The 21,389-nt window shown below is 66.6% G+C and carries 24 protein-coding genes; 14 read left to right on the forward strand and 10 right to left on the reverse strand.

Annotation, left to right across the window (positions count from 1 at the left end):
* Positions 1–56: 56 nt before the first annotated feature.
* Together WDC87_RS10860 and WDC87_RS10865 are read right to left on the reverse strand one after the other, a co-directional pair.
* On the reverse strand, positions 57–506 hold the full coding sequence (locus WDC87_RS10860) for a carboxymuconolactone decarboxylase family protein (RefSeq protein ID WP_088496688.1): 450 nt from the start codon (positions 504–506) through the stop codon (positions 57–59).
* 35 nt (positions 507–541) lie between these two features.
* Entirely contained in the window at positions 542–1,438 is an 897-nt protein-coding gene (locus tag WDC87_RS10865) for an RNA polymerase sigma-70 factor (protein ID WP_088496679.1), read from the reverse strand.
* 146 nt (positions 1,439–1,584) lie between these two features.
* Here WDC87_RS10865 and WDC87_RS10870 point away from each other — a divergent pair, with 146 nt between their 5' ends.
* From WDC87_RS10870 to WDC87_RS10880, 3 genes are all read left to right on the forward strand, one after another.
* Positions 1,585–3,102 carry a fumarate hydratase gene (locus WDC87_RS10870; protein WP_005417564.1) on the forward strand — a complete coding sequence of 506 codons (1,518 nt, stop codon included), beginning with the start codon at positions 1,585–1,587 and terminating at the stop codon, positions 3,100–3,102.
* A 122-nt stretch (positions 3,103–3,224) separates the two neighbouring features.
* Positions 3,225–3,563, forward strand: coding sequence for a hypothetical protein (locus tag WDC87_RS10875; protein WP_005417563.1), 339 nt, complete (start codon positions 3,225–3,227; stop codon positions 3,561–3,563).
* A 58-nt stretch (positions 3,564–3,621) separates the two neighbouring features.
* Positions 3,622–4,257: a glutathione S-transferase family protein gene (locus tag WDC87_RS10880; RefSeq protein ID WP_005417555.1), complete on the forward strand. Its 636-nt coding sequence runs from the start codon at positions 3,622–3,624 to the stop codon at positions 4,255–4,257.
* Between the two features lie 73 nt (positions 4,258–4,330).
* Here the strand turns inward: WDC87_RS10880 and arsC are convergent, their stop codons facing one another.
* From arsC to WDC87_RS10895, 3 genes are all read right to left on the reverse strand, one after another.
* A complete protein-coding gene (gene arsC / locus WDC87_RS10885) occupies positions 4,331–4,672 on the reverse strand; it encodes an arsenate reductase (glutaredoxin) (protein WP_061477988.1) in 342 nt (113 codons plus the stop codon).
* Entirely contained in the window at positions 4,672–5,826 is a 1,155-nt protein-coding gene (locus WDC87_RS10890; RefSeq protein ID WP_088496680.1) for a phospholipase A, read from the reverse strand. Before WDC87_RS10890 ends, arsC begins: the two co-directional genes overlap by 1 nt.
* A 118-nt stretch (positions 5,827–5,944) precedes the next feature.
* Positions 5,945–6,430 (reverse strand): DUF456 domain-containing protein, encoded by a 486-nt coding sequence (locus WDC87_RS10895; RefSeq protein WP_032958895.1) that lies wholly within the window; start codon positions 6,428–6,430, stop codon positions 5,945–5,947.
* A 235-nt stretch (positions 6,431–6,665) separates the two neighbouring features.
* Here WDC87_RS10895 and WDC87_RS10900 point away from each other — a divergent pair, with 235 nt between their 5' ends.
* The gene (locus WDC87_RS10900) at positions 6,666–6,875 is read left to right on the forward strand and encodes a cold-shock protein (RefSeq protein ID WP_005417546.1); all 210 of its coding nucleotides are present in this window, start codon (positions 6,666–6,668) and stop codon (positions 6,873–6,875) included.
* Positions 6,876–6,948: 73 nt separating this feature from the next.
* Here WDC87_RS10900 and WDC87_RS10905 read toward each other — a convergent pair whose 3' ends face one another.
* Both WDC87_RS10905 and WDC87_RS10910 read right to left on the reverse strand, forming a co-directional pair.
* Positions 6,949–7,443, reverse strand: coding sequence for a glycine zipper 2TM domain-containing protein (locus WDC87_RS10905; RefSeq protein ID WP_005417545.1), 495 nt, complete (start codon positions 7,441–7,443; stop codon positions 6,949–6,951).
* Between the two features lie 136 nt (positions 7,444–7,579).
* Complete coding sequence (locus WDC87_RS10910) at positions 7,580–8,014, reverse strand: cytochrome c (protein WP_061477985.1); 435 nt, start codon at positions 8,012–8,014, stop codon at positions 7,580–7,582.
* Between the two features lie 79 nt (positions 8,015–8,093).
* Here WDC87_RS10910 and WDC87_RS10915 point away from each other — a divergent pair, with 79 nt between their 5' ends.
* Positions 8,094–8,921 (forward strand): tRNA threonylcarbamoyladenosine dehydratase, encoded by an 828-nt coding sequence (locus WDC87_RS10915; protein WP_252745318.1) that lies wholly within the window; start codon positions 8,094–8,096, stop codon positions 8,919–8,921.
* A gap of 76 nt (positions 8,922–8,997) precedes the next feature.
* Here the strand turns inward: WDC87_RS10915 and WDC87_RS10920 are convergent, their stop codons facing one another.
* Positions 8,998–9,771, reverse strand: coding sequence for a TatD family hydrolase (locus WDC87_RS10920; RefSeq protein ID WP_072168353.1), 774 nt, complete (start codon positions 9,769–9,771; stop codon positions 8,998–9,000).
* A complete protein-coding gene (locus WDC87_RS10925; protein ID WP_188240815.1) occupies positions 9,768–9,983 on the reverse strand; it encodes a DUF6116 family protein in 216 nt (71 codons plus the stop codon). The genes WDC87_RS10920 and WDC87_RS10925 overlap by 4 nt, the downstream gene beginning before the upstream one ends.
* A gap of 163 nt (positions 9,984–10,146) precedes the next feature.
* Here WDC87_RS10925 and WDC87_RS10930 point away from each other — a divergent pair, with 163 nt between their 5' ends.
* The 9 genes from WDC87_RS10930 (at position 10,147) to WDC87_RS10970 (ending at position 19,793) form a co-directional block, all read left to right on the forward strand.
* Entirely contained in the window at positions 10,147–10,989 is an 843-nt protein-coding gene (locus WDC87_RS10930; RefSeq protein ID WP_061478099.1) for a glycine zipper 2TM domain-containing protein, read from the forward strand.
* Positions 10,990–11,115: 126 nt separating this feature from the next.
* Entirely contained in the window at positions 11,116–11,664 is a 549-nt protein-coding gene (locus WDC87_RS10935) for a GNAT family N-acetyltransferase (RefSeq protein ID WP_061477983.1), read from the forward strand.
* Positions 11,665–11,817: 153 nt separating this feature from the next.
* Positions 11,818–12,474 carry a glutathione S-transferase family protein gene (locus tag WDC87_RS10940; RefSeq protein WP_032954328.1) on the forward strand — a complete coding sequence of 219 codons (657 nt, stop codon included), beginning with the start codon at positions 11,818–11,820 and terminating at the stop codon, positions 12,472–12,474.
* Between the two features lie 61 nt (positions 12,475–12,535).
* Complete coding sequence (locus WDC87_RS10945) at positions 12,536–14,815, forward strand: thiamine pyrophosphate-dependent enzyme (RefSeq protein WP_301655208.1); 2,280 nt, start codon at positions 12,536–12,538, stop codon at positions 14,813–14,815.
* Positions 14,816–14,818: 3 nt separating this feature from the next.
* Complete coding sequence (gene asnB, locus WDC87_RS10950) at positions 14,819–16,762, forward strand: asparagine synthase (glutamine-hydrolyzing) (protein ID WP_088496685.1); 1,944 nt, start codon at positions 14,819–14,821, stop codon at positions 16,760–16,762.
* Positions 16,763–16,828: 66 nt separating this feature from the next.
* Positions 16,829–17,389: an NAD(P)H-dependent oxidoreductase gene (locus tag WDC87_RS10955; RefSeq protein WP_049410520.1), complete on the forward strand. Its 561-nt coding sequence runs from the start codon at positions 16,829–16,831 to the stop codon at positions 17,387–17,389.
* A gap of 247 nt (positions 17,390–17,636) precedes the next feature.
* Positions 17,637–19,067: a replicative DNA helicase gene (locus WDC87_RS10960; RefSeq protein WP_049410515.1), complete on the forward strand. Its 1,431-nt coding sequence runs from the start codon at positions 17,637–17,639 to the stop codon at positions 19,065–19,067.
* Between the two features lie 259 nt (positions 19,068–19,326).
* Positions 19,327–19,539, forward strand: coding sequence for a hypothetical protein (locus tag WDC87_RS10965; RefSeq protein ID WP_005417525.1), 213 nt, complete (start codon positions 19,327–19,329; stop codon positions 19,537–19,539).
* Positions 19,536–19,793 carry a hypothetical protein gene (locus tag WDC87_RS10970; protein WP_188240817.1) on the forward strand — a complete coding sequence of 86 codons (258 nt, stop codon included), beginning with the start codon at positions 19,536–19,538 and terminating at the stop codon, positions 19,791–19,793. Before WDC87_RS10965 ends, WDC87_RS10970 begins: the two co-directional genes overlap by 4 nt.
* Before the next feature lie 143 nt (positions 19,794–19,936).
* On the opposite strand, the gene lpdA is transcribed toward WDC87_RS10970, so the two are convergent.
* Entirely contained in the window at positions 19,937–21,373 is a 1,437-nt protein-coding gene (lpdA, locus tag WDC87_RS10975) for a dihydrolipoyl dehydrogenase (RefSeq protein ID WP_252745118.1), read from the reverse strand.
* Positions 21,374–21,389: the final 16 nt, after the last annotated feature.

The following is a 21,389-nucleotide window of genomic DNA, read 5'->3' on the forward strand; positions in this document are numbered from 1 at the left end:
TGTTGCTCTGGTTGTTGCCTCTGCGGGTGCCGGGCGGCAGCCCGGCCAGCCCCCCGTTACGGCAGCGGCGGCAGCAGCCCCGCACCCAGCCGGTTCCAGGCATTGATCACCGCAATGCCCATGCTCAGGTCACTGATGCCCTTCTCATCGAAGTGCGGCGCCAATGAATCGAACGCCGCCTGCGACGGCGCACCGTCGGTCAGCCGGGTCAGCGCCTCGGCCCAGCCCAGCGCCGCACGTTCGCGCGCATCGAAGAAGCGGCTTTCGTGCCAGGCGGGCAGGGTGTCCAGCTTGCGCGGCTCGATGCCGCCCTTGCGCAGCGCCGTGCCGTGCATGTCCATGCAGTAGCCGCAGCCGTTGAGCTGCGACACGCGCAGGAACACCAGTTCCATCAGGGTCGGATCAATCGAGCTGTCATGCACCGCCTGGCTGGTGGCCAGCAGGCCCTTGAAGGCCTCGGCGGCCAGGCGGGTGTAGGGGACGCGGGGGGAGGTGTGATCGGACATCGTGGGCTCCACGGCGGCCACGATGGCCGCCTTCATCACAAGGACGCCGCAGCGTTGCGGTGCGTGACAACCTTCGGCAATTTTTCTGGATTCAGCACGCTGTACACGTTGGCGATGCGGCCATCGACCACTTCGATGGTGGTGACCGAGTGCAGGCGGTCGCCCTGGAAGCGCAGGATCGCCGGTTCGCCGTTGACGTAGCCCAGCTGCGCCGGATGCACCGCGCCGCGGCGGGCGATGGCCCAGAACAGGCGACCGATGCGCTCGGCGCCCAGCAGCGGGCGGATCGCGGCGGTAACCACGCCGCCACCGTCGGAGACCAGTTGCGCGTTGGCGTGCAGCAGGGCCTGGATCGCCTCGCTGTCGCCGCGCTGCGAGGCATCCATGAAGCGCGCCAGCAGCTGCCGGTGCTGGCTGGCGTCGGCGTTGAAGCGCGGCCGCCCGGCCTGCAACCGCTGCCGGGCGCGATGCACCAGCTGCCGGCAGTTGGCTTCGCTGTGGCCGATCAGCTCGGCGATCTTACGGTAGTCGTGGTCGAAGGCCTCCTTCAGCAGGAACGCGGCGCGTTCCTCGGGGCCGAGCTGTTCGAGCAGGGTCAGGAAGGCGACCGAGACGTCGTTGGCCAGCGCATGCAGTTGGGCCGGTCCGGGTGCCGGGTCGGGCTGCAGGGTGACCGCCAGCGGTTCAGCCAGCCACGGGCCGACATAGTGGACACGCTCGCGCCTGGCCGCGCGCAGCCGGTCCAGGCCGAGCCGGGTGGTGGTGGTGACCAGCCACGCCTCGGGGTCGCGGACGCTGGCCGGATCGGCGCCGGACCAGCGCAGCCAGGCGTCCTGGACCACGTCTTCGGCGTCGGCGCGGCTGCCGAGCAGGCGATAGGCCAGCGCCATCAGGCGCGGGCGGTGGGTCTGGAAAACGGTTTCGGCGTTCATGTGGGCAAGGACGCCGCAGTGGCGCGTGGCGTGACAGAGCGTCGGGGGAATCTTGCCGGCCAGCGGCCAGCACGACCACCCCGGGGCCGGGGGAGGGGGTAAAATGGGCGGATTACCCCCGCCAGCCTCGAGCAAGCGAGCAAGCCGTGACATCGATCAAGCAGGAAGACCTCATCCAGTCCATCGCCGACGCGCTGCAGTACATCTCGTACTACCACCCGGTCGACTACATCAAGAACCTCGCCGCCGCGTACGAGCGCGAGGAGTCGCCGGCCGCGAAGGAAGCGATGGCCCAGATCCTGATCAATTCGCGGATGTGCGCCGAAGGCCACCGCCCGATCTGCCAGGACACCGGCATCGTCACCGTGTTCCTGGAAATCGGCATGGACGTGCGTTGGGATGACGCCACCATGGGCGTGGAAGACATGGCCAATGAGGGCGTTCGCCGCGCCTACATGCATCCGGACAACAAGCTGCGCGCCTCGGTGCTGGCTGATCCGGCCGGCAAGCGGATCAATACCAAGGACAACACCCCGGGCGTGGTCAACGTCAAGGTGGTGCCGGGCAACAAGGTCGACGTCATCGTTGCCGCCAAGGGCGGTGGTTCGGAAGCGAAGACCAAGTTCGCCATGCTCAACCCGTCCGACTCCATCGTCGACTGGGTGCTGAAGACCGTGCCGACCATGGGCGCCGGCTGGTGCCCGCCGGGCATGCTCGGCATCGGCATCGGTGGCACCGCCGAGAAGGCGATGCTGCTGGCCAAGGAGGCGCTGATGGAACCGATCGACATCACCGAGCTGCAGGCCCGTGGTGCCTCCAACCGCATCGAGGAGCTGCGCCTGGAGTTGTATGAGAAGGTCAATGCGCTGGGCATCGGCGCGCAGGGCCTGGGCGGCCTGACCACTGTGCTGGACATCAAGATCAACGACTATCCGACCCATGCGGCCAACCTGCCGGTGGCGATGATCCCGAACTGCGCCGCAACCCGCCATGCGCACTTCACCCTGGATGGCAGTGGCCCGGTGATGCTGGACCCGCCGTCGCTGGAAGACTGGCCGAAGCTGACCTATGACGCGTCCAAGGGCACCCGGGTGGACCTGGACACGATCACCCCGGAAGACGTGGCCAGCTGGAAGCCGGGCCAGACCCTGCTGCTCAACGGCAAGCTGCTGACCGGCCGCGATGCCGCGCACAAGCGCATGGTCGACATGCTCAACAAGGGCGAGGAACTGCCGGTCGACCTGAAGGGCCGCTTCATCTATTACGTCGGCCCGGTCGATCCGGTGCGCGACGAAGTGGTGGGCCCGGCCGGCCCGACCACGGCGACCCGCATGGACAAGTTCACCGAGCAGGTGCTGGCGCAGACCGGCCTGCTGGGCATGGTCGGCAAGGCCGAGCGCGGCCCGGCCGCCATCGAGGCGATCAGGAAGCACAAGTCGGCCTACCTGATGGCCGTTGGTGGTTCGGCCTACCTGGTGTCCAAGGCGATCAAGGCGGCCAAGGTCGTTGGTTTCGCCGACCTGGGCATGGAAGCGATCTACGAGTTCACCGTGCAGGACATGCCCGTGACCGTGGCGGTGGATTCCACCGGCGAATCGGTGCACAAGACCGGCCCGCGCGAATGGCAGGCCCGCATCGGCAAGATTCCGGTGGTTGTGGAGTAAGCCCTCCATCCCGGACCAGACAACGGCGCCCCTGTGGCGCCGTTGTTGTGTGGGCAAAAATATTGATGTTCCGGTAGCGGTTGTTCTGCTACGGTCGGAACACCCTCGCACAGGACGTGTCCATGGCCCTGCATCGGTTCATCGTGGTAGGCGTGCTGCTGGCCCTGGCCGGTTGCAGCACCCCGGCGTCGTACGAAGGCGCGGATTTCCCCGCATCGGCGCAATGCCGCGTGCAGTGCCAGGCCGGCTATCGCAGCTGCATGGCGCAGAATGACTCCCTCGGCAGCCGCCAGAGCAACTGCGAGCAGCAGGTGGTGCCGGCGCCGGACAAGCGCTGCAAGGACGTGGACAATCCGGACCTGCGCCGTGCCTGCGAACTGAAGACGCACGACTGCGCGATGCGCGCGCCGATGATGTCCTGTGGCGAGCGCCGGGATTCCTGCATGAGCAGCTGCGGCTGAGCAATGATCGCGCGCGTGGGCGCATAATCGGCTGATCCACCCGCACAGGATCTTCCGCATGAGCACCACGCTGTATGGTTCGACCAGTACCGCCGCGCTGGTCGTGCACTGGCTGCTGATCGAGCTCGGCATCGAGCATGAACTGGTGCTGCTGGATTTCGACGCGCGCGAGCACAAGTCGGCGCAGTACCTGGCGCTCAATCCGGCCGGTGTGGTGCCGACACTGTTGATCGATGGCCTGGTACTGACTGAAGCGGCGGCCATCGCCCTGTACCTGGCCGATCGCCACCCGGAGGCCGGCCTGCTCCCGGTGCCGGGCACGCCGCAGCGTGGCGATGCCTACCGCTGGATGTTCTGGTGTGCCAATACGCTGCAGCCGGCCTATCGGGCCTGGTTCTATCCGCATGAAATGGCCGGCCAGGCGAACGTCGAGGCCAGCCGCGAGAGGGCGCGTCAGCGGCTCGAAGCGGCCTGGCAGCACGTTGCCGCTCACCTGCAGGCGCACGGCCCGTACCTGCTGGGCGCCACGCCCTGCGTGGTCGACTACATGCTGGTGATGCTGATGCGCTGGTCGCGCAACATGCCCAGGCCCAGTGACACCTGGCCGGTGCTCAAGGCGCATGCTACCTCGATGAAGGCGCGCCCGGCGTTCGCCGAGGTCTACCGCCGCGAAGGCATCACCGACTGGCGGTAACCAAAAAAGGGGACGGAGGGAATTAAGTCGTTTGTGCACAAACGACTTAATTCCCTCCGTCCCCTTTTTCGGGTTACAGGATCTCCAGCACTGTTTCCGGTGGGCGGCACAGCCGCGTGCCCTTGGCCGTGCGCACCACGGGGCGATTGATCAAACGGGGGTGTTCGCTCATCGCCGCCAGCAGCGTGGCGTCGTCGGCGCCGTCCAGGCCCAGTTCGGCGAACAGCGCCTCCTTGCTGCGTACCAGTTCCTGTGCGTGCAGCCGGGATTCGGCCAGTACCTGGCGCAGCGTGGCTGCGTCCGGCGGGTTGCCCAGGTAGTCGATCACCACCGGCTCGAAGCCCGCATCGCGGATCAGCTTCAGTGCGCCGCGCGAGTTGCTGCAGGCCGGGTTGTGCCAGATCGTCACGTCCATCAGAACCACTCCAGCAGAGACACGCCCACACCCACATAGGTGGCCTTGTGGTTGTAGTCGATCAGGCTTTCGCCGTAGCCGTCGAAGACCTGCACATGGCCACGCAGCAGGTTGCTGATCGGGAAGCCGTAGTCCAGCTGCAGCGCACCGTGCGAACGGCTTCCGGTGCGCAGTGAATGGCGCGCCATCAGCGAGACCTCATGCCCATTGCGGTTCCAGGTCAGGGTGGCGTCGCCGCGACCCATGTAATCCTCGATGTCCGGATTGTTGTCTTCGCTGCGGCTTTCGGGAATGCGGTACCAGGGACGCAGCACCAGCGCCCAGTTCTCGCGGTCCAGGCCGATGTTGAGCATGACCCGGTTCCAGCTGCGTGACAGCGGGTCGGCGCGGCCATTGGACTGGTGGTTCAGCGCGATGCCGGTCATGCGCCCGCGCCAGCCACCGATCGAGTAGCCGTTGCGGAACACCATCATCACTTCCGGCTCGTAATTGGTTTCGCGGAACGGGCGCGAATCCTCGCCGTTGTAAGCCTGCCAGCGCGAACTCTGGGTGTAGCCGGCCCAGATGTCGCCGTTGTCGCCGAACAGGTTCTCGACGATCTTGGTCTTGAAGCTGATCTGGAACTTCAGCTCGGCACTGTCGAGTACCTGCGGAGTGGTCACGCTGTTGGCCGGGTTCGGCGAGTGCGGCATGGTGTTGCGATCGCTGGTCCAGAAGGCGGGCAGCAGGTACACCGGCTTGTAGGCGCGCAGTTGGAACGGCCCCAGCTTGGAGTCCTCGGCCAGTTCCCAGCGGCTGTCCAGCAGCGAACCGCGGCCGGCGTTGGCCAGCGCGCTGTCCGGCGTCGCCGGGCGGAACAGGTCGCTCACCCGCTCGCGCAGCTTTTCCTCGCCCTGGCTCACGCGCGCGGTCTGCCGTTCTTCGCGGCGGGCCTGCGCAGCCGCTTCGGCGGCAGCATCAGCGGCGGCGGTAGCCTCCGGGGTATGCCCGAACAGGCGGTCATAGCAGGCCAGCCGGGCCGCGTCGGTGGTAATTGCCGCGCAGGCGGCCGGTGAGGCATCGGCGGTAGGCGCGAACTCCTGCGCAGCCAGCGGTGCACTGGCCAGGGCAAGCGCCAGCGGCGCCAGACGGGGAAACAGCGTGGGGAGGGTCATTGCAGCAGGCCCTTCGATGAATTCGGGAATCACACAGTGTGGCGGCTGTGCCGGATCGCGGCCAGCCCCACGGTTTATGCACGGTCACAGCGTGCGCGTGGCGTGAAGGCCAGGTGGCTCAGAAGAACCAGGCGAACGCGAACAGGCCCAGCATCGCGATCACAACCGCCAGTTTCAGTGCCAGGCCAAGCAGGATGCCGAGCCAGGTGGCCAGGCCGACCTTGGTTGAGCGGCCGAGTTCGCGGGTGTGCCAGTACTCGCCGAGCAGGGCACCGACCAGCGGTCCCGCGAACAGGCCGATGGGCATGAAGAACAGGCCGACGATGCTGCCGACGAAGGTTCCCCACAGCGCCTTGCGGCTGGCGCCGACACGCTGCGCGCCGACAACCGTGGCCAGCACGTCCACCAGCAGCGAAAGCAGGGTCAGTACCCCGAGCGCGACCAGGGTGGGCCAGCCGACGTGGGCGAAGCCGTCGGCCCAGGCGGCCAGCAGCAGTCCGATGAACACCAGCGGGATGCCCGGGAGGGCCGGCAGGATGATGCCGGCGATGCCTATCAGGACAAAAATGACCGCTAGCAGATACAAGATGAATGAGAGTCCCATGCTGTCCCGTATGGAGTCCGTTTTGGGGTTGACAGTGAAAGATTTTGCCAGTTGCTTTTTCGTTTTGGCCGGGTTAAGTTGCAGTCGCTGAGCTTGGCAAGGTCACCGTGGATCGTGGCCTGATGAAGCAAGATCTTCCCGATCCGCTGCATCGATGCACCTCGCTTCCCCCTTGCTTGTCAGCCGCCCACCAGGCGTTTCCAACAACAAGAGAGAGTCAAAGGGAGTTAGTGAGATGGCTGATCGCGAGACCGGTACCGTCAAGTGGTTCAATGATGCGAAGGGCTTCGGCTTCATCAGCCGGCAGAATGGCGAGGACGTGTTCGTGCACTTCCGCGCCATCGAGACCCAGGGCTTCAAGAGCCTCAAGGAAGGCCAGAGTGTGAGCTTTGAAGTCGTGCAGGGCCAGAAGGGCCTGCAGGCCGACAAGGTCCAGCCGATGTAACACCTGCCGTCCGTCGGCATGAAAAAAGGCCCGCGCAAGCGGGCCTTTTTCTTTGCCTTTGGCCCGCTGCAGGTCAGCGCAGGATGACCTTGCCGTTGACCACGCGCACATAGGTGTTCTCACGGATGCCACCCAGGTCACGCTGGTTGACCACGATGGTGCGACCATCATCCATGCGCACGCTGATGTCGTAGGTATCGCTGGTCACATTCTTCTGGATCTGGTTGCCGGCCAGGGCGCCACCGACTGCGCCTGCAGCGGCGGCAATGTTCTTGTTGCCACGGCTGCCACCGGTGTGGTCGGAGATTTCATGGCCGGCCACGGCGCCAACGATGCCGCCGAGGATCGCGCCGGTCGCGCTGGGCGCGGTGCGGCCCGAGGGCACGGTGTTGATGCGGGTGACGATGCCACAGTCCGCGCAGCGGCCCTGGTTGTAGCCGCCGTTGTTGCCGTAGCCGCCGTTGTTGTAGCCGTTGTTGTAACCACCGCCACTGTAACCGGGCGAGGTGGCACAACCGGCCAGCGCGAGGGTAGCGATGGCGCTGGCGGCGATGAGCTGGATCTTCATGGGGCGTCTCCTGGCCGTGAAGGCGGGTATGTTGGGTGGTACTGCGTCATGCAGCAGGGTGGACGAATCCTCTCCCTTTGAACGTGAACAACGCGCCAACCACGCACCCGATGCCCGGCTGCAGGATGAACGCGCCTCAGCGGAAATCCTGGTGGCAGGCCCGGCAATCGGCCTGCAGCGTTTCCACGAGCTGGGCCAAGGCCCTGCAGTCGCCTGGCGGTGCAGCCAGCGCAGTGTTGAGGTTGCCGCGAAGTCGGCTGGCGTGCTGCTGGAACTGCGTGCTGTCCTTCAGCCCGGGGAACGCCAGGTCCAGGTCATTGGACAACAGGCGTAGTGCCTGCAGCCGCGGCACGCTGTCGGCCAGGCTGCAGCGGTTCTGCTGCTGAGCCTGCTGCAGCAGCTGCGACTGCCGCTGCATCACCTGCATCAGGCTGTCCGGGAACGGGTCGCGACGCGCCTGCAGGGCGCGGCCCACCATTACCGTGGCGACCAGGCCGATCAGCAGGCCCAGGCACAGTACGAACAGGTAGCGATGGGCAGGGGACAGGCGGCGGGGCGGGCTGGCGTTCATGCGGCCTCTCCGGGCGTGCAACGGTGGGTTCAACGCCGGCGTGCTTTGGGCGCTGGCAGCTGCACGTTAAAATAGCCCGATGAACGAACAGGTCAAACAACGCTTCGCCGGCATCGAACGGCTGTATGGCGTGGGTGCGCTCGAGCGCCTGCAGGGCAGTCGCGTGGCGGTGGTCGGCATGGGCGGCGTCGGCTCGTGGGTGGTGGAGGCGCTGGCCCGTTCGGCGGTCGGTCATCTGACCCTGATCGATGCCGACGACATCTGCGTGTCCAACACCAACCGGCAGCTGCCGGCGATGGAAGGCAATTACGGGCGCAACAAGGCCGAGGCGATGGCCGAGCGCTGCCGTGCGATCAACCCGGGGATCGACGTCGACGCCGTGCAGGCATTCCTGACGATGTCCAACATGGCTCAGCTGCTGGACCGCGGGTTCGATCTGGTGATCGACGCCTGCGACAGCTTCCGGGTCAAGGTCGAGACGATCGCCTGGTGTCGTCGCCGCAAGCTGCCGCTGCTGACCGTCGGCGCTGCCGGTGGCCGCACCGACCCGACCCTGGTACGTATCCGCGATGTCTCGCGCACCGAGCACGACGCCATGCTGGCGCTGATCCGCAAGAAGCTGCGCAGCGAGTTCAACTTCCCGAAGAACGCCAAGCGCTATTTCGGCGTGCCGGCGGTGTATTCGTTGGAGAATGTGAAGTACCCGCAGGCCGATGGCAACGTGTGCGGCATTCGTCCGAACCTGGGTGCCGATGCGGCGTTGAAGCTGGACTGCGGCGCCGGTCTGGGCGCGGCGACCCACATCACCGGCGCGTTCGCCTTTGCGGCGGTGGGCAAGGCGCTGGAGATGCTGCTGGAGCCGAAGAAGGTGAAGGCCGAAGTGGTCGAGGATCACGCCGACGCGTGACGGTAGTGCCGGCCGCTGGCCGGCATCGGGTTCGTCGCGGTCGTTACAGCGTGCCGGCCAAGGTTGGCCCCCGCCTTTACGTTGCCGGCAGCGCGAACAGCCGCCGCGCATTCTCTGTCGTGGCCTGTGCCAGGGCCTCCAGCTCCATTCCGCGCAGCGCGGCCACGTGCCTGGCAATGGTTGCCAACCGTGCCGGTTCGTTGCGCTGGCCGCGGACCCCTGCGTCGGGCTGGTCGGGCGCGTCGGTTTCCAGCAGCAGCTGCTCCAGCGGCATCCCGCGTACCAGCCGTTGCAGGCGCTGCGCCCGCTCGTAGGTCAGCGGACCGCCAAGACCCAGCAGGAAGCCGTGCCTGTGCAGTTGCGCGGCCTGTTGGGGGCTGCCGGAAAAACTGTGCACCACGCCGCGCAGGCCGCCGATGCGGCGGATCGCGGCGATCACCGCATCCACCGCGCGTCGCGCGTGCACGATCACCGGCAGCTCGAACTCACGGGCCAGTTCCAATTGGCCGATGAAATATGCCTGTTGAGCCTCGGCATCCAGTCCTTCGACGAAGAAGTCCAGCCCGCATTCGCCGATCGCGCAAGGGCGTTCGCGCTCGATCCACTGGCGCAGCAGTGGCAGGTGCCCAGGCTGGTGATCGGCCAGGAACATCGGGTGCAGGCCGAAGGCCGGGTACAGCCCGGGCGCCTGCTGGCAGACCTCGCGCAGTTTCGGCCAGCTGGCAGCGGTGACCGCTGGCACCACCTGTTGGCGTACACCCACGGCCTGCGCCCGCTCGATCACCGCGGCACGGTCAGGGTCGAACGCGCTCGCGTCGAGATGACAGTGGCTGTCGATCAGCACGCTCAACGCTGTTCCAGCGGCGGTGGCGTGGTGACATTGCGGCTCTTCCAGTTGGCCAGCAGCAGCGTGCCGAAGCCCAGCACCAGCTCATCGATGAACGGGATCGGGTCCGGGATGAACAGCGTCAGCACGAACAGACCGGCGGTGAGCTTGAACAGGGTGGGGTAGCGCAGCCGGCGCGCCCACTGCAGTACTGGCAGCAGCATCGGGTTGGCCATGGCGGGGATCCTCGTGGGGAATATGCAAACGCTATCACGGGCCCTGCATTTCCCGATGCTGAATGGGTTACAGGAATGAGCACGAAATGTGGAGATTCCGTTCAGGCAGCGCATGCTGCAATCTGTCCCGAGAACGTTGCGGATGGTCCGCAAGGAGCAGGTCATGAAAAGCACAACTACAACTGTCCTGGTCGCAGCGGGCGCGCTGCTGGTTGGTGGCATCGCCACCGCCGCCTTCATGAAGAGTGGCGACAAATCGCCCGACTCCATCAGCGCCGCAACCCCCAATGGCGAGTCGCGCCTGGTCGATGGCAACGCCACCGACGATGGCGTACGTGGTGACAAGCTCGACCCGTCGGCGCCGCGCGGGCTGGAATATGCCGATGTGCTGAAGGTCGACCCGATCACCGAGAAGCAGAAGGCCTATGCCACCGTGATCGGCACCGATCCGGTGCGCGAGACCTCCACGACCCAGACCCCGCACGAGGTCTGCCAGGACGTGACGGTGCAGGAGCGCCTGCCGGAGCGTGATGGCAACGTCGGCGGTACCGTGGTCGGCGCGGTGGTGGGTGGCCTGCTCGGCAACCAGGTCGGTGGCGGCAACGGCAAGAAGGCCGCGACCGCAGCCGGTGCGGTGGCCGGTGGCTTCATCGGCAACCAGATCGACAAGCGCCATGTGGGCGGCCGCGTGGTCAATCGTACCGAGCGCCAGTGCCACACCGAAACCGCAACGTCCGAGTCGAGCCGCGTCACCGGTTACAACGTGACCTATCGCAACGAAGACGGCACCACCGGCACCATGCGCATGGCCAGCAAGCCGGGCAGCCGCATCGCCATGGGTACCAATGATGTGGTGAAGGGCTACAACGTGACCTATCGCTATGATGGCGCCGAGAAGACCGTGCGCATGGACAACAAGCCGGCCAGCGATCGCCTGCCGGTGGTCGATGGCCAGCTGGTCACGCAGACCGCTGCTGCCGGCGCCACTGCGGCCACGCGCCAGTAATCCAGAACACCCTGCTGCACCCGACGGGCCGGCTCATGCCGGCCCGTTTCGTTGTGCGCACGGGCATTCATCCGTGGGGAAAGGGAATCGACCATGATGGATGCCCCCCTTCGACAAGGAGTCGGCATGAGCATCTTCGACCTGCGCCTGGAAACCGAGCGGCTGATCCTGCGCCCGCTGCTGCGCGAGGACTACGAACCGTACCTGGCATTCTGTGCCGACGAGGAAACGATGCGCACCCTGGGGGGTGTTCAACCGCCCTCGGTGGCATGGCGCGGCTTCTGCAGCCTGGCCGGCGCCTGGCAGCTGTTCGGCTTCTCGATGTTCAGTGTGATCGAGAAATCCAGCGGTGACTGGATCGGCCGGATGGGACCGTGGCAGCCGCAGGACTGGCCTGGAACCGAGGTCGGTTGGGGTATTCGGCATGCCAGCTGGGGCCGGGGCTATGCACCGGAAGCGGCGGTTGCTGCCATCGACTGGGCATTCGACACGCTGGGCTGGGACGAGGTGATCCACACCATCGCCGAGAACAACGACAACTCGAGGGCGGTCGCGCGCAAGCTCGGCAGCACGCTGCTGCGCATGGGTGAATTGCCACCGCCGTACAACGACAAGCCGATGCAGATCTGGGGCCAGTCGCGCGAACAATGGCGCCAGCGCCGTTCGCCGTTGTAGAGCCGAGCCCATGCTCGGCTGCATTTGGCGCACAGCAGCCGAGCATGGGCTCGGCTACAGATTGTCCGCATGCTGCATCCGCGCTTGGCATTCACCGGCGGGCTTGCCAGACTGCGTGCAGCTGGCCGCCGGCCGGATCCGAGGAATCAGGCAATGGTGGAAGAGCGCGTCCCGTTGACGGTGCATGGCATGTCGGTGTCCGGCAATTGCCACAAGGTCCGCCTGCTGCTGGAGCAGCTCGGCAGCCGCTACCGCTGGGTGGAAGTGGACAGTGCCCATGGCCAGACCCACACCGCCGAGTTCCTCGCGCTCAATCCCAACGCCAAGGTGCCGTTGATCGTCCGCGACGATGGCCGCGTGTTGACTGAATCCAATGCGATCCTGTTCTGGTTGGCCGAAGGGACGCCCTACCTGCCTACCGACGGTTGGGAACGCGCGCAGGCATTGAGCTGGATGTTCTTCGAGCAGTACACGCACGAGCCATGCGTGGCGGTAGCGCGCTTCATCCGCGGCTGGACACCGCCCGATTCACCGCGCCGTGCTGAACTGCCACGCCTGCACGAGCGTGCCGCCACCGCGCTGGCAGTGATGGAGCAGCACCTGCGCGAAGCGCAGTGGTTCACCGGCAGCGCATACGGTATCGCCGACATTGCGCTGTTCGCCTATACCGACGTGGCAGGCGAGGGCGGCATCAGCCTGGCGCCCTTCCCGGAAGTGCGCGCCTGGCTGCAGCGCGTGCGCGCGCAGCCGCGCTTCGTGGCGATGCCAGCGGTGACCGCCGAGGTGCGCGCGCGCTTCGAGGCTGCCTGATCCCACAGGGTAGCGCCCGGCGTTGCCGGGTGGAATGCAACAACGACACGGAGGGTGTTCGATGTTTGCTGTGGTTCCAGATCCGATTCCTGCGCGCATGCGCGTGCTCAACCGCGCCGAAGTGTGCGACGCCAATTTCCTCGACGCGGTGCGTGGCTGGCGAGGCGCACCGCGCGCACGTCCTGCGCCGGACGCGCCGATCCTGCCGGGCAGCACGCTCAGCGCTGCGGCCTTCGGTGAGCTGTTCGATTCCCAGCTGGCCAGCCGCCAGCTGGACCTGATGGCGCGCGTATTGCGCGTGCAGAACAAAGTCTTCTATACCATCGGGTCGTCCGGCCATGAAGGCAACGCGCTGCTGGCGCGGGCCTGCCGACATACCGACCCCGCATTCCTGCACTATCGCTCCGGCGCCTTCATGGTCGAGCGCTCGCGCCAGGTGCCGGGCATCGACCCGTTGCGCGATGCGGCGCTTTCATTCGCGGCCAGCGCCGATGACCCGGCCAGTGGCGGCCGGCACAAGGTGTGGGGCAGCAAGCCATTGTGGGTATTGCCGCAGACCTCGACGATCGCTTCGCACCTGCCGAAAGCGCTGGGCACCGCGCTGGCCATCGAGAGTGGCAAGCGGCTGGGCCATGCGCTTCCCATTCCGGCCGACAGCATCGTGCTGTGCTCGTTCGGCGACGCCTCGGCCAACCATGCCACTGCGCAGACCGCATTCAACACCGCGATGTGGGCGGCCTACCAGAAACTGCCGGCGCCAATCCTGTTCGTCTGCGAGGACAACGGGCTGGGCATCTCGGTGAAGACGCCGGACGGCTGGATTGCCGAGCGCTTCAGCCACCAGCCAGGGCTGGACTACTTCTTTGCCGATGGCCTCGACCTGGCCACCGGGCACGCCCAGGTGCAGGCCGCAGCGGACCACTGCCGGCGGACGCGGCGACCGACCTTCCTGCATCTGCACACCACGCGCCTGATGGGCCACGCCGGCACCGACTTCGAGGTGGAATGGCGTGCATTGCCGGAATTGTGCGCGGCCGAGGCGCAGGATCCGCTGTTGCGCTCGGCGCAGATCGCGCTGGAATCGGGCTGGATGGATGCAGCCGCCATCGAAGTGGCCTACGAGACGATGCGCGCGCGCTGCATGGCCGCCGCTGCCGATGCCGAAGGCCGTGCGAAGCTGCAGTCGCTGCAGGAGGTCATGGCGCCATTGGCACCCTATACGCCCGCGGCGGTGCAGGCCGAAGCCCGGCGCGAGGTCGCCGACGGAGCGCGCGAGGCACTCTATGGCGGTGCCGAGGCCTTGCCGGAACGACAGGCGCCACGGCATCTTGCGATCCAGATCAACCACGGCCTGCAGGAACTGCTTGCGAAGTATCCGCAGAGCCTGCTGTTCGGCGAGGACGTGGCTCAGAAGGGCGGTGTGTACACCGTCACCAAGGATCTGCTGCGCCGCTTCGGCCCACGCCGGGTGTTCAACACGCTGCTGGATGAAACCATGATCCTGGGCATGGCGCAGGGCCTGGCCAACCTGGGCATGCTGCCGGTTCCGGAGATCCAGTACCTGGCCTACCTGCACAACGCCATCGACCAGCTGCGTGGTGAAGCCTGTTCGCTGCAGTTCTTCTCCAACGACCAGTACCGCAACCCCCTGCTGGTACGGGTGGCCGGGCTGGGCTACCAGAAGGGTTTCGGCGGGCACTTCCACAACGACAACTCGATCACCGCGTTGCGCGACATCCCCGGGCTGGTGGTCGGCTGCCCCTCGCGCGGCGACGATGCGGTGATGATGCTGCGCACGCTGGCTGCACTGGCGCGGGTGGATGGGCGCGTGGCGGTGTTCCTGGAGCCGATCGCGCTGTACATGAGCAAGGACCTGCACGAAGCGGGGGATGGCCAGTGGCTGTTCGACTACCCGGCACAGGGCCTGGCGCTGGTGCCGGGCGAGGGCCGGGTCTATGCACCGGAGGCCGGAGACCTGGTGATCTACACCTATGGCAATGGCGTGCCGATGGCGTTGCGCGCGGCGCGGGCGATCGAGCAGCAGCTAGCCTGGCAGGTGCTGGTTGTCGACCTGCGCTGGCTGGTACCGTTGGACGCCGGCTTCATCGCGGCCCAGGCCGCGAGCGCGCGGCGGGTGCTGGTGCTGGACGAAGGCCGCCACAGCGGCGGAGTGGGTGAGGGCGTGGTCACGGCGCTGGTCGAGGCCGGCTTTGGTCACCTGCCGCTGCGCCGCGTCTGTGGCGCCGACACCTACACGCCACTGGCAGGGGCAGCAATGTTCGGGCTTCCAAGCGACAATGCGGTGATTGGCGCCGCCCTCGACCTGGCGCAGGAACCCTGATGCATGTGTGGATTGGCGGGAATGTTGTTGCCGGCGCCGCTGGCGTCGGCCGAGGCGCTGCAGGCGCAGGCGCTGGCCATGGGCCAGGCGCTGCACCATCGCGGGCCGGATGATGGCGGCAGCTGGGTCGATGCCGAGGCGGGCATCGCGCTGGCGCATCGGCGCCTGAGCATCCTTGACCTGTCCCCGCTGGGCCACCAGCCGATGGCCTCGGCGGACGGCCGCTACGTGATGGCCTACAACGGCGAGGTCTACAATTTCGCGGCCCTGCGTGAACAGCTGGAGCCGCTGGGGCACACCTTCCGCGGCCATTCCGACACCGAAGTACTGCTGGCGGCGATCCTGCAGTGGGGCGTGGAAGATACCCTGCAGCGCTGCAACGGCATGTTCGCCATCGCGCTGTGGGACCGCCAGGATCGTTGCCTGTGGCTGGCCCGCGACCGCGTCGGCAAGAAGCCGCTGTACTACGGCTGGGCCGGCGACACGCTGGTGTTCGGTTCGGAACTGAAGGCGCTCTGGCAACACCCGGCGTTCGACAACGACATCGACCGCGATGCGCTCACCTTGCTGCTGCGGCTGGATTACATCCCGGCGCCGCACAGCATCCACCAGCGCTGCTACAAGCTGATGCCGGGCCGGGTGCTGCGGCTGGATGCAGCGGCTGTGGCCGCAGGCGCCGCGGCACACCGCCCTGAGCAGGCGCAGCGCCCGTACTGGGATGCGCGCGCACGCATGCAGGCGGCGTTGGCCGCCCCGTTCCAGGGCCGCATCGAGGAGGCCGAGGAACAGCTGGACACGCTGCTGCGTGATGCGGTGGCGCTGCGCATGGTGGCCGATGTGCCGGTCGGCGTATTCCTGTCCGGCGGCACGGACTCGTCGCTGGTGGCGGCGCTGATGCAGGCGCAGAGCGGACAGCCGGTGCATAGTTTCAGTATCGGCTTCACCGACTCGGGACATGACGAAGCACCGCTGGCCAGGGAGCTGGCGGCTCACCTCGGCTGTGATCACACCGAGTTGTACGTCAGTGGCGCCGACGCGCTGGCGGTGGTGCCGCAGTTGCCGGCGATGTTCGATGAACCTTTTGCCGATGCGTCGCAGGTGCCGACCGCGCTGGTCGCACGGCTGGCGCGGCAGGGCGTGACCGTCGCGCTGTCCGGCGACGGTGGCGACGAGCTGTTCTTCGGCTACACCCGGTATGTACGCGCGCTGCGCAACTGGCAGATGCTCGGACGCGTGCCGGGGCCGCTGCGGCGCTGGATGGGCGCACGCTCGCAGCAGCAGGGCGAGGCCTCGCGGACCGGTGGCCTGGCCGCGCTGCTGGCCGAGACCGGCGCACGTGGCATCGGCGACGTCTACCGCAACCGCATCTCGCGCTGGCGCGACCCGGCCGCGGCGGTGCCCGGCGCGCAGGCCGCCGGCAGCTTCTACGACCTGGCCGATCCGCTGCATGGCGCGGGCACATCGGCCGACGCGATGATGCTGGCCGATTTCGTGACCTACCTGCCGGACGACCTGTTATGCAAGGTCGACCGGACCTCGATGGCGGTCAGCCTGGAGGCGCGCGCCCCATTGCTGGACTGGCGCGTGGCCGAGTTTGCCTGGTCGCTGCCGCTGGGCTTCAAGCGCAGTGAGACGACCAGCAAGGTGCTGCTCAAGCGCGTGCTGGGCCGTTACGTGCCGCATTCAATGGTGCACCGTCCCAAGCGCGGTTTTGGCGCACCGGTCAGTGACTGGTTGAAGGGCGACCTGCGGCCCTGGGCCGAGGACCTGCTGCAGCCGGCGCGGCTGGAGCGTGAGGGCGTGCTGTCGGCGGCGGCGGTGCAGCCGCTGTGGCAGCAGTTCCTGGGGGGGCAGCGCAAGTGGCATACCCACCTGTGGAACGTGCTGATGTTCCAGGCTTGGCAGGCGCATTGGCGGCAGGCGCGGACCGGCGTGACCGGCGGCTGATCTTCACTGGATGGCACGGGCCTGGCGACTAGGCTGGGCCTCCCGCACCGTGAGGAGTATGTCCCGATGTCCGTCCCCACCATCGCCGTGTTCGTTGGCAGCCTGCGCAAGGATTCCTGCAACCGCAAGCTGGCCCATGCGCTGGAGAAGCTCGCCGGTGATCGCGCGCGCTTCCAGTACGTGCAGATCGGCGATCTGCCGTTGTACGACCAGGATTTCGACGCCGATTATCCGCCGCAGGGCACCCGGCTGAAGGACCAGGTGCGCGCCGCCGACGCGGTGCTGTTCGTGACACCCGAGTACAACCGGTCGGTGCCTGGCGTGCTCAAGAACGCCATCGATATCGGATCGCGCCCGTACGGTGACAGTGCGTTTGCCGGCAAGCCGGCGGCGGTGATCGGCGCCTCCATCGGCCAGATCGGTACCGCCGTGGCCCAGCAGCACCTGCGCAACAGCCTGGCCTTCCTGGACATGCATGTGCTGGGCCAGCCCGAGGCATTCATCCACTTCAAGGACGGCCTGATCGATGCCGACGGCACGATCCACAACGAAGGCACGCAGAAGTTCCTGCAGGGCTACGTGGACCGGTTCCTGGCGTTGATCGCAGTGCACGTCAAGGGCGATTGACGCCTGCGGGGTCAGAGTCCCCTGCGTCGAAGGGGATCCGACCCCGGGGCGTTGATCTGCGATAATGTCCCGCTCGGGCGCCGCAACGGCGTCCGTCGCAGGCAGTGCGACGCTCTCACGCCAGTCTGGCCAGGTACCGGCGGATAACCCCCGTTTTCCCACGGCTTATCCACAGGTTTGTCCATGGCTGCCGGGGTCGGCACATGCCTACACTCGTCTGGCCCACTTTTGCAGGAAACACCGCAGCATGTCCGCTCGTCCCGGCTTCCGTTCCAACCGCAGAGAGCGCGGTGATGGCTTCGATCGCGATCGCGACGAGTCGCGCATCGACCAGTTGCGGGTACCGCCCCATTCGGTGGAAGCCGAGCAGGCGGTGCTGGGTGGCCTGATGCTGGCGCCCGAGGCGTATGACCGTGTCAACGACCAGCTGACCGAAAGCGACTTCTATCGTCGCGATCACCAGATGATCTATCGTGCGATCCGCGAGCTGTCCGAGCGCGAACGGCCGTTTGATGCGGTAACGCTGGGCGAGTGGTTTGAATCGCAGGGCAAGATGGAACTGGTGGGGGACGGCGCCTACCTGATCGAACTGGCCAGTACCACGCCGTCAGCTGCCAACATCGTGGCCTACGCCGAGATCGTGCGCGACAAGGCAGTGCTGCGGCAGCTGATCCAGGTCGGCACCGACATCGTCAACGACGGTTTCCAGCCGGAGGGGCGTGACAGCAGCGAGCTGCTGGCCTCGGCGGAAAAGAGCGTGTTTGCAATCGCCGAACAGGGTGCGCGTGGCCGTACCGATTTCGTGGCCATGCCCGGTGCACTGAAGGATGCCTTCGAGGAGCTGCGCAACCGCTTCGAGAACGGCGGCAACATCACCGGCCTGCCGACCGGTTACAACGAGTTCGATGCGATGACCGCCGGCCTGCAGCCGACCGACCTGATCATCCTCGCGGCGCGCCCGGCAATGGGCAAGACGACCTTCGCGCTGAACATCGCTGAGTACGCGGCGATCAAGTCGAAGAAGGGCGTGGCGGTGTTCTCGATGGAAATGTCGGCATCGCAGCTGGCGATGCGCCTGATTTCCTCCAATGGACGCATCAACGCGCAGCGCCTGCGTACCGGCCAGCTGGAAGACGAGGACTGGAGCCGCGTCACCAGCGCGATCAAGATGCTGAAGGAGACCAAGATCTTCATCGACGACACGCCGGGCGTGTCGCCTGAAGTGCTGCGTTCCAAGTGCCGCCGCCTCAAGCGCGAGCATGACCTGGGCCTGGTGGTGATCGACTACCTGCAGCTGATGAGCGTGCCGGGCAACAGCGAGAACCGCGCGACCGAAATCTCGGAAATCTCGCGTTCGCTGAAGGGACTGGCCAAGGAACTGAACGTGCCGGTGATCGCGCTGTCGCAGCTCAACCGCTCGCTGGAAACGCGTACCGACAAGCGCCCGGTGATGGCCGACCTTCGTGAATCGGGCGCAATCGAGCAGGACGCGGACATGATCGTGTTCATCTACCGCGACGACTACTACAACAAGGAAAACTCGCCGGACAAGGGGCTGGCCGAAATCATCATCGGCAAGCACCGTGGTGGCCCGACTGGCTCGTGCAAGCTGAAGTTCTTCGGTGAGTACACCCGCTTCGACAACCTGGCCCACGATTCGGTCGGTTCGTTCGAGTAACGGTCATGCCGGTCGCTGGCCGGCAACCACCACCGGGCGCTGCAGAGCCAAGGCACCGGCAGGAGCCGCTGTCAGCGCGGGTTCCATGCGGTCGCCACGAAGCGCAGCCGGGCGTGGGCGTGGGCGTGGGCGTGGCGTTGCACTGCGCTGGATCGGTTTCATCGCCGCCAGCCCGGTTTCGTCGCAAACCGTTTGCCGGCGCCAGGGCAGGGCGCCAAGGTGTCCGCAGGCGGCAGGGTGCCGCCCCAAGGAGGCCGTGATGAAGACCCTGTTCGCGCTCGGTGTGTGGTGCCTGCTGTTCGTACTCTGCTGGCCGCTGGCGATCCTCGCCCTGATCGCCTGGCCGTTCGTGTGGCTGCTGAGCCTGCCGTTCCGACTGGTCGGCATCACCTTCTCGGCGCTGTTCGCCTTCCTGCGCGCGCTGTTCATGCTGCCGGCGCGCATGCTCGGTGGCCGGGCGGTGCCCGCATGAGGGCAGTGGCGCTGGTCGGTCTGGCCCTGTTGGCCGGCCCGGTACTGGCCGCTCCTCCAGCACCGCCTTCGGCGTGGCTGGAGCGCCAGCAGGCAGCCGGTGCCGACGAAGCGAATGCTGCGGGGGCGAAGGCTTCGACGAGGCCCGAGGCCAGGGAGCGCTGCCGGGTCACCAAGGAATGGAAGGTCGGCGAGACGGTGGTGCAGCATCGGGTCTGTGAGGATCCACCGAAGAAGCCGGCTGGAAAGGTGTAACGCTGAACCCAATGCTCGGCGGCCTCTGCAGGGCAGCCGAGCGTGGGCTCGGCGCTACAGGGAAACGGGCAACAAAAAACCCCGCCGAGGCGGGGTTTTTCATATCCGGGTGATGCTGGCCAGCGGCCGGCACTACCGGACGATCAGTTCGCTTTGTGGATGGCGCGCTTGCTGACCGCCATCGCGGCGTCGTGGATCACTTCCGACAGCGACGGGTGGGCGTGGCAGATGCGGGCCAGGTCATCGGCCGAGCCGCTGAACTCCATGGTCAGCACGCCTTCGTGCACCAGTTCGGAGACGTTGGCGCCAACCAGGTGCATGCCGAGGATGCGATCGGTTTCGGCATGGGCCAGGATCTTCACGAAGCCGGCCGGCTCGATCATCGCCACGGCACGGCCGTTGGCGGCGAACGGGAAGCTGCCGGCCTTGTACGGAATGCCTTCGGCCTTCAGCTGGGCTTCGGTCTTGCCGACCCACGCCAGTTCCGGCTCGGTGTAGATGACCCACGGGATGGTGTCGAAGTTGACGTGGCCCGGCAGGCCGGCGATCAGCTCAGCCACCGCGATGCCTTCCTCGAAGCCCTTGTGCGCCAGCATCGGGCCGCGCACGCAGTCGCCGACCGCCCACACGCCGTTGACGCCGGTGTGGCAGTGCGCATCGACTTCGATCTGACCGCGCTCGTTGATCTTGACGCCGGTGCCTTCGGCCAGCAGGCCCTTGGTGGCGGCGCGACGGCCAACGGCCACCAGCAGCTTGTCCACGGTCAGGGTCTTTTCGCCTTCCGCGTCGGTGTAGGTGACGATGACTTCCTTCTTCTTGCCCTTGCCGGTGATCTCGGTCTTGGAAACCTTGGCATTGAGCTTGATGTCCAGGCCCTGCTTCTTGAATTCCTTGGCAGCGGCCTTGGCCACTTCGGCGTCGGCAGCCGCCAGGAACTCCGGCATGGCCTCAAGGATGGTGACTTCAGCGCCCAGGCGCTTCCACACGCTGCCCAGTTCCAGGCCGATCACGCCGGCACCGATCACCGCCAGGCGGTTCGGCACTTCGGTGAAGTCCAGGCCGCCGACGTTGTCGACGATGGTCTCGCCGTCGAACTTGGCGAACGGCAGTTCGATCGAATCCGAACCGGCCGCGATGATGACGTTGGTGCCCTTCAGCTCGATTTCCGAACCGTCGTGCTGCTTCACCTTGACCACGTTGCCCGGCTGCAGCTGGCCGAAGCCGTAGTAGGCGGCGACCTTGTTGGCCTTGAACAGCATGCCGATGCCGCCGGTGAACTGCTTGACGATCTTGTCCTTGCGGCCAATCATCGCCTCGACGTCGATCTTGGCATCCTTGAAGCTGATGCCGTGGTCGCCAAAGATGTGGCCCATGTTCCAGAACTGGCGCGAGGAATCCAGCAGCGCCTTGGACGGGATGCAGCCCACGCGCAGGCAGGTGCCGCCGAGGGCCGGCTTGCCGTCCTTGCCCAGGGCTGCGTCGATGCAGGCGGTCTTCAGGCCCAGCTGGGCCGCGCGGATGGCAGCGTGGTAACCGGCCGGGCCGGCACCGATGACGACGACGTCGAATTGTTCAGCCATTGAATTATTCCTTGAT

Source organism: Stenotrophomonas maltophilia group sp. Smal12 (genome assembly GCF_037079935.1).
GTDB lineage: Bacteria > Pseudomonadota > Gammaproteobacteria > Xanthomonadales > Xanthomonadaceae > Stenotrophomonas > Stenotrophomonas sepilia.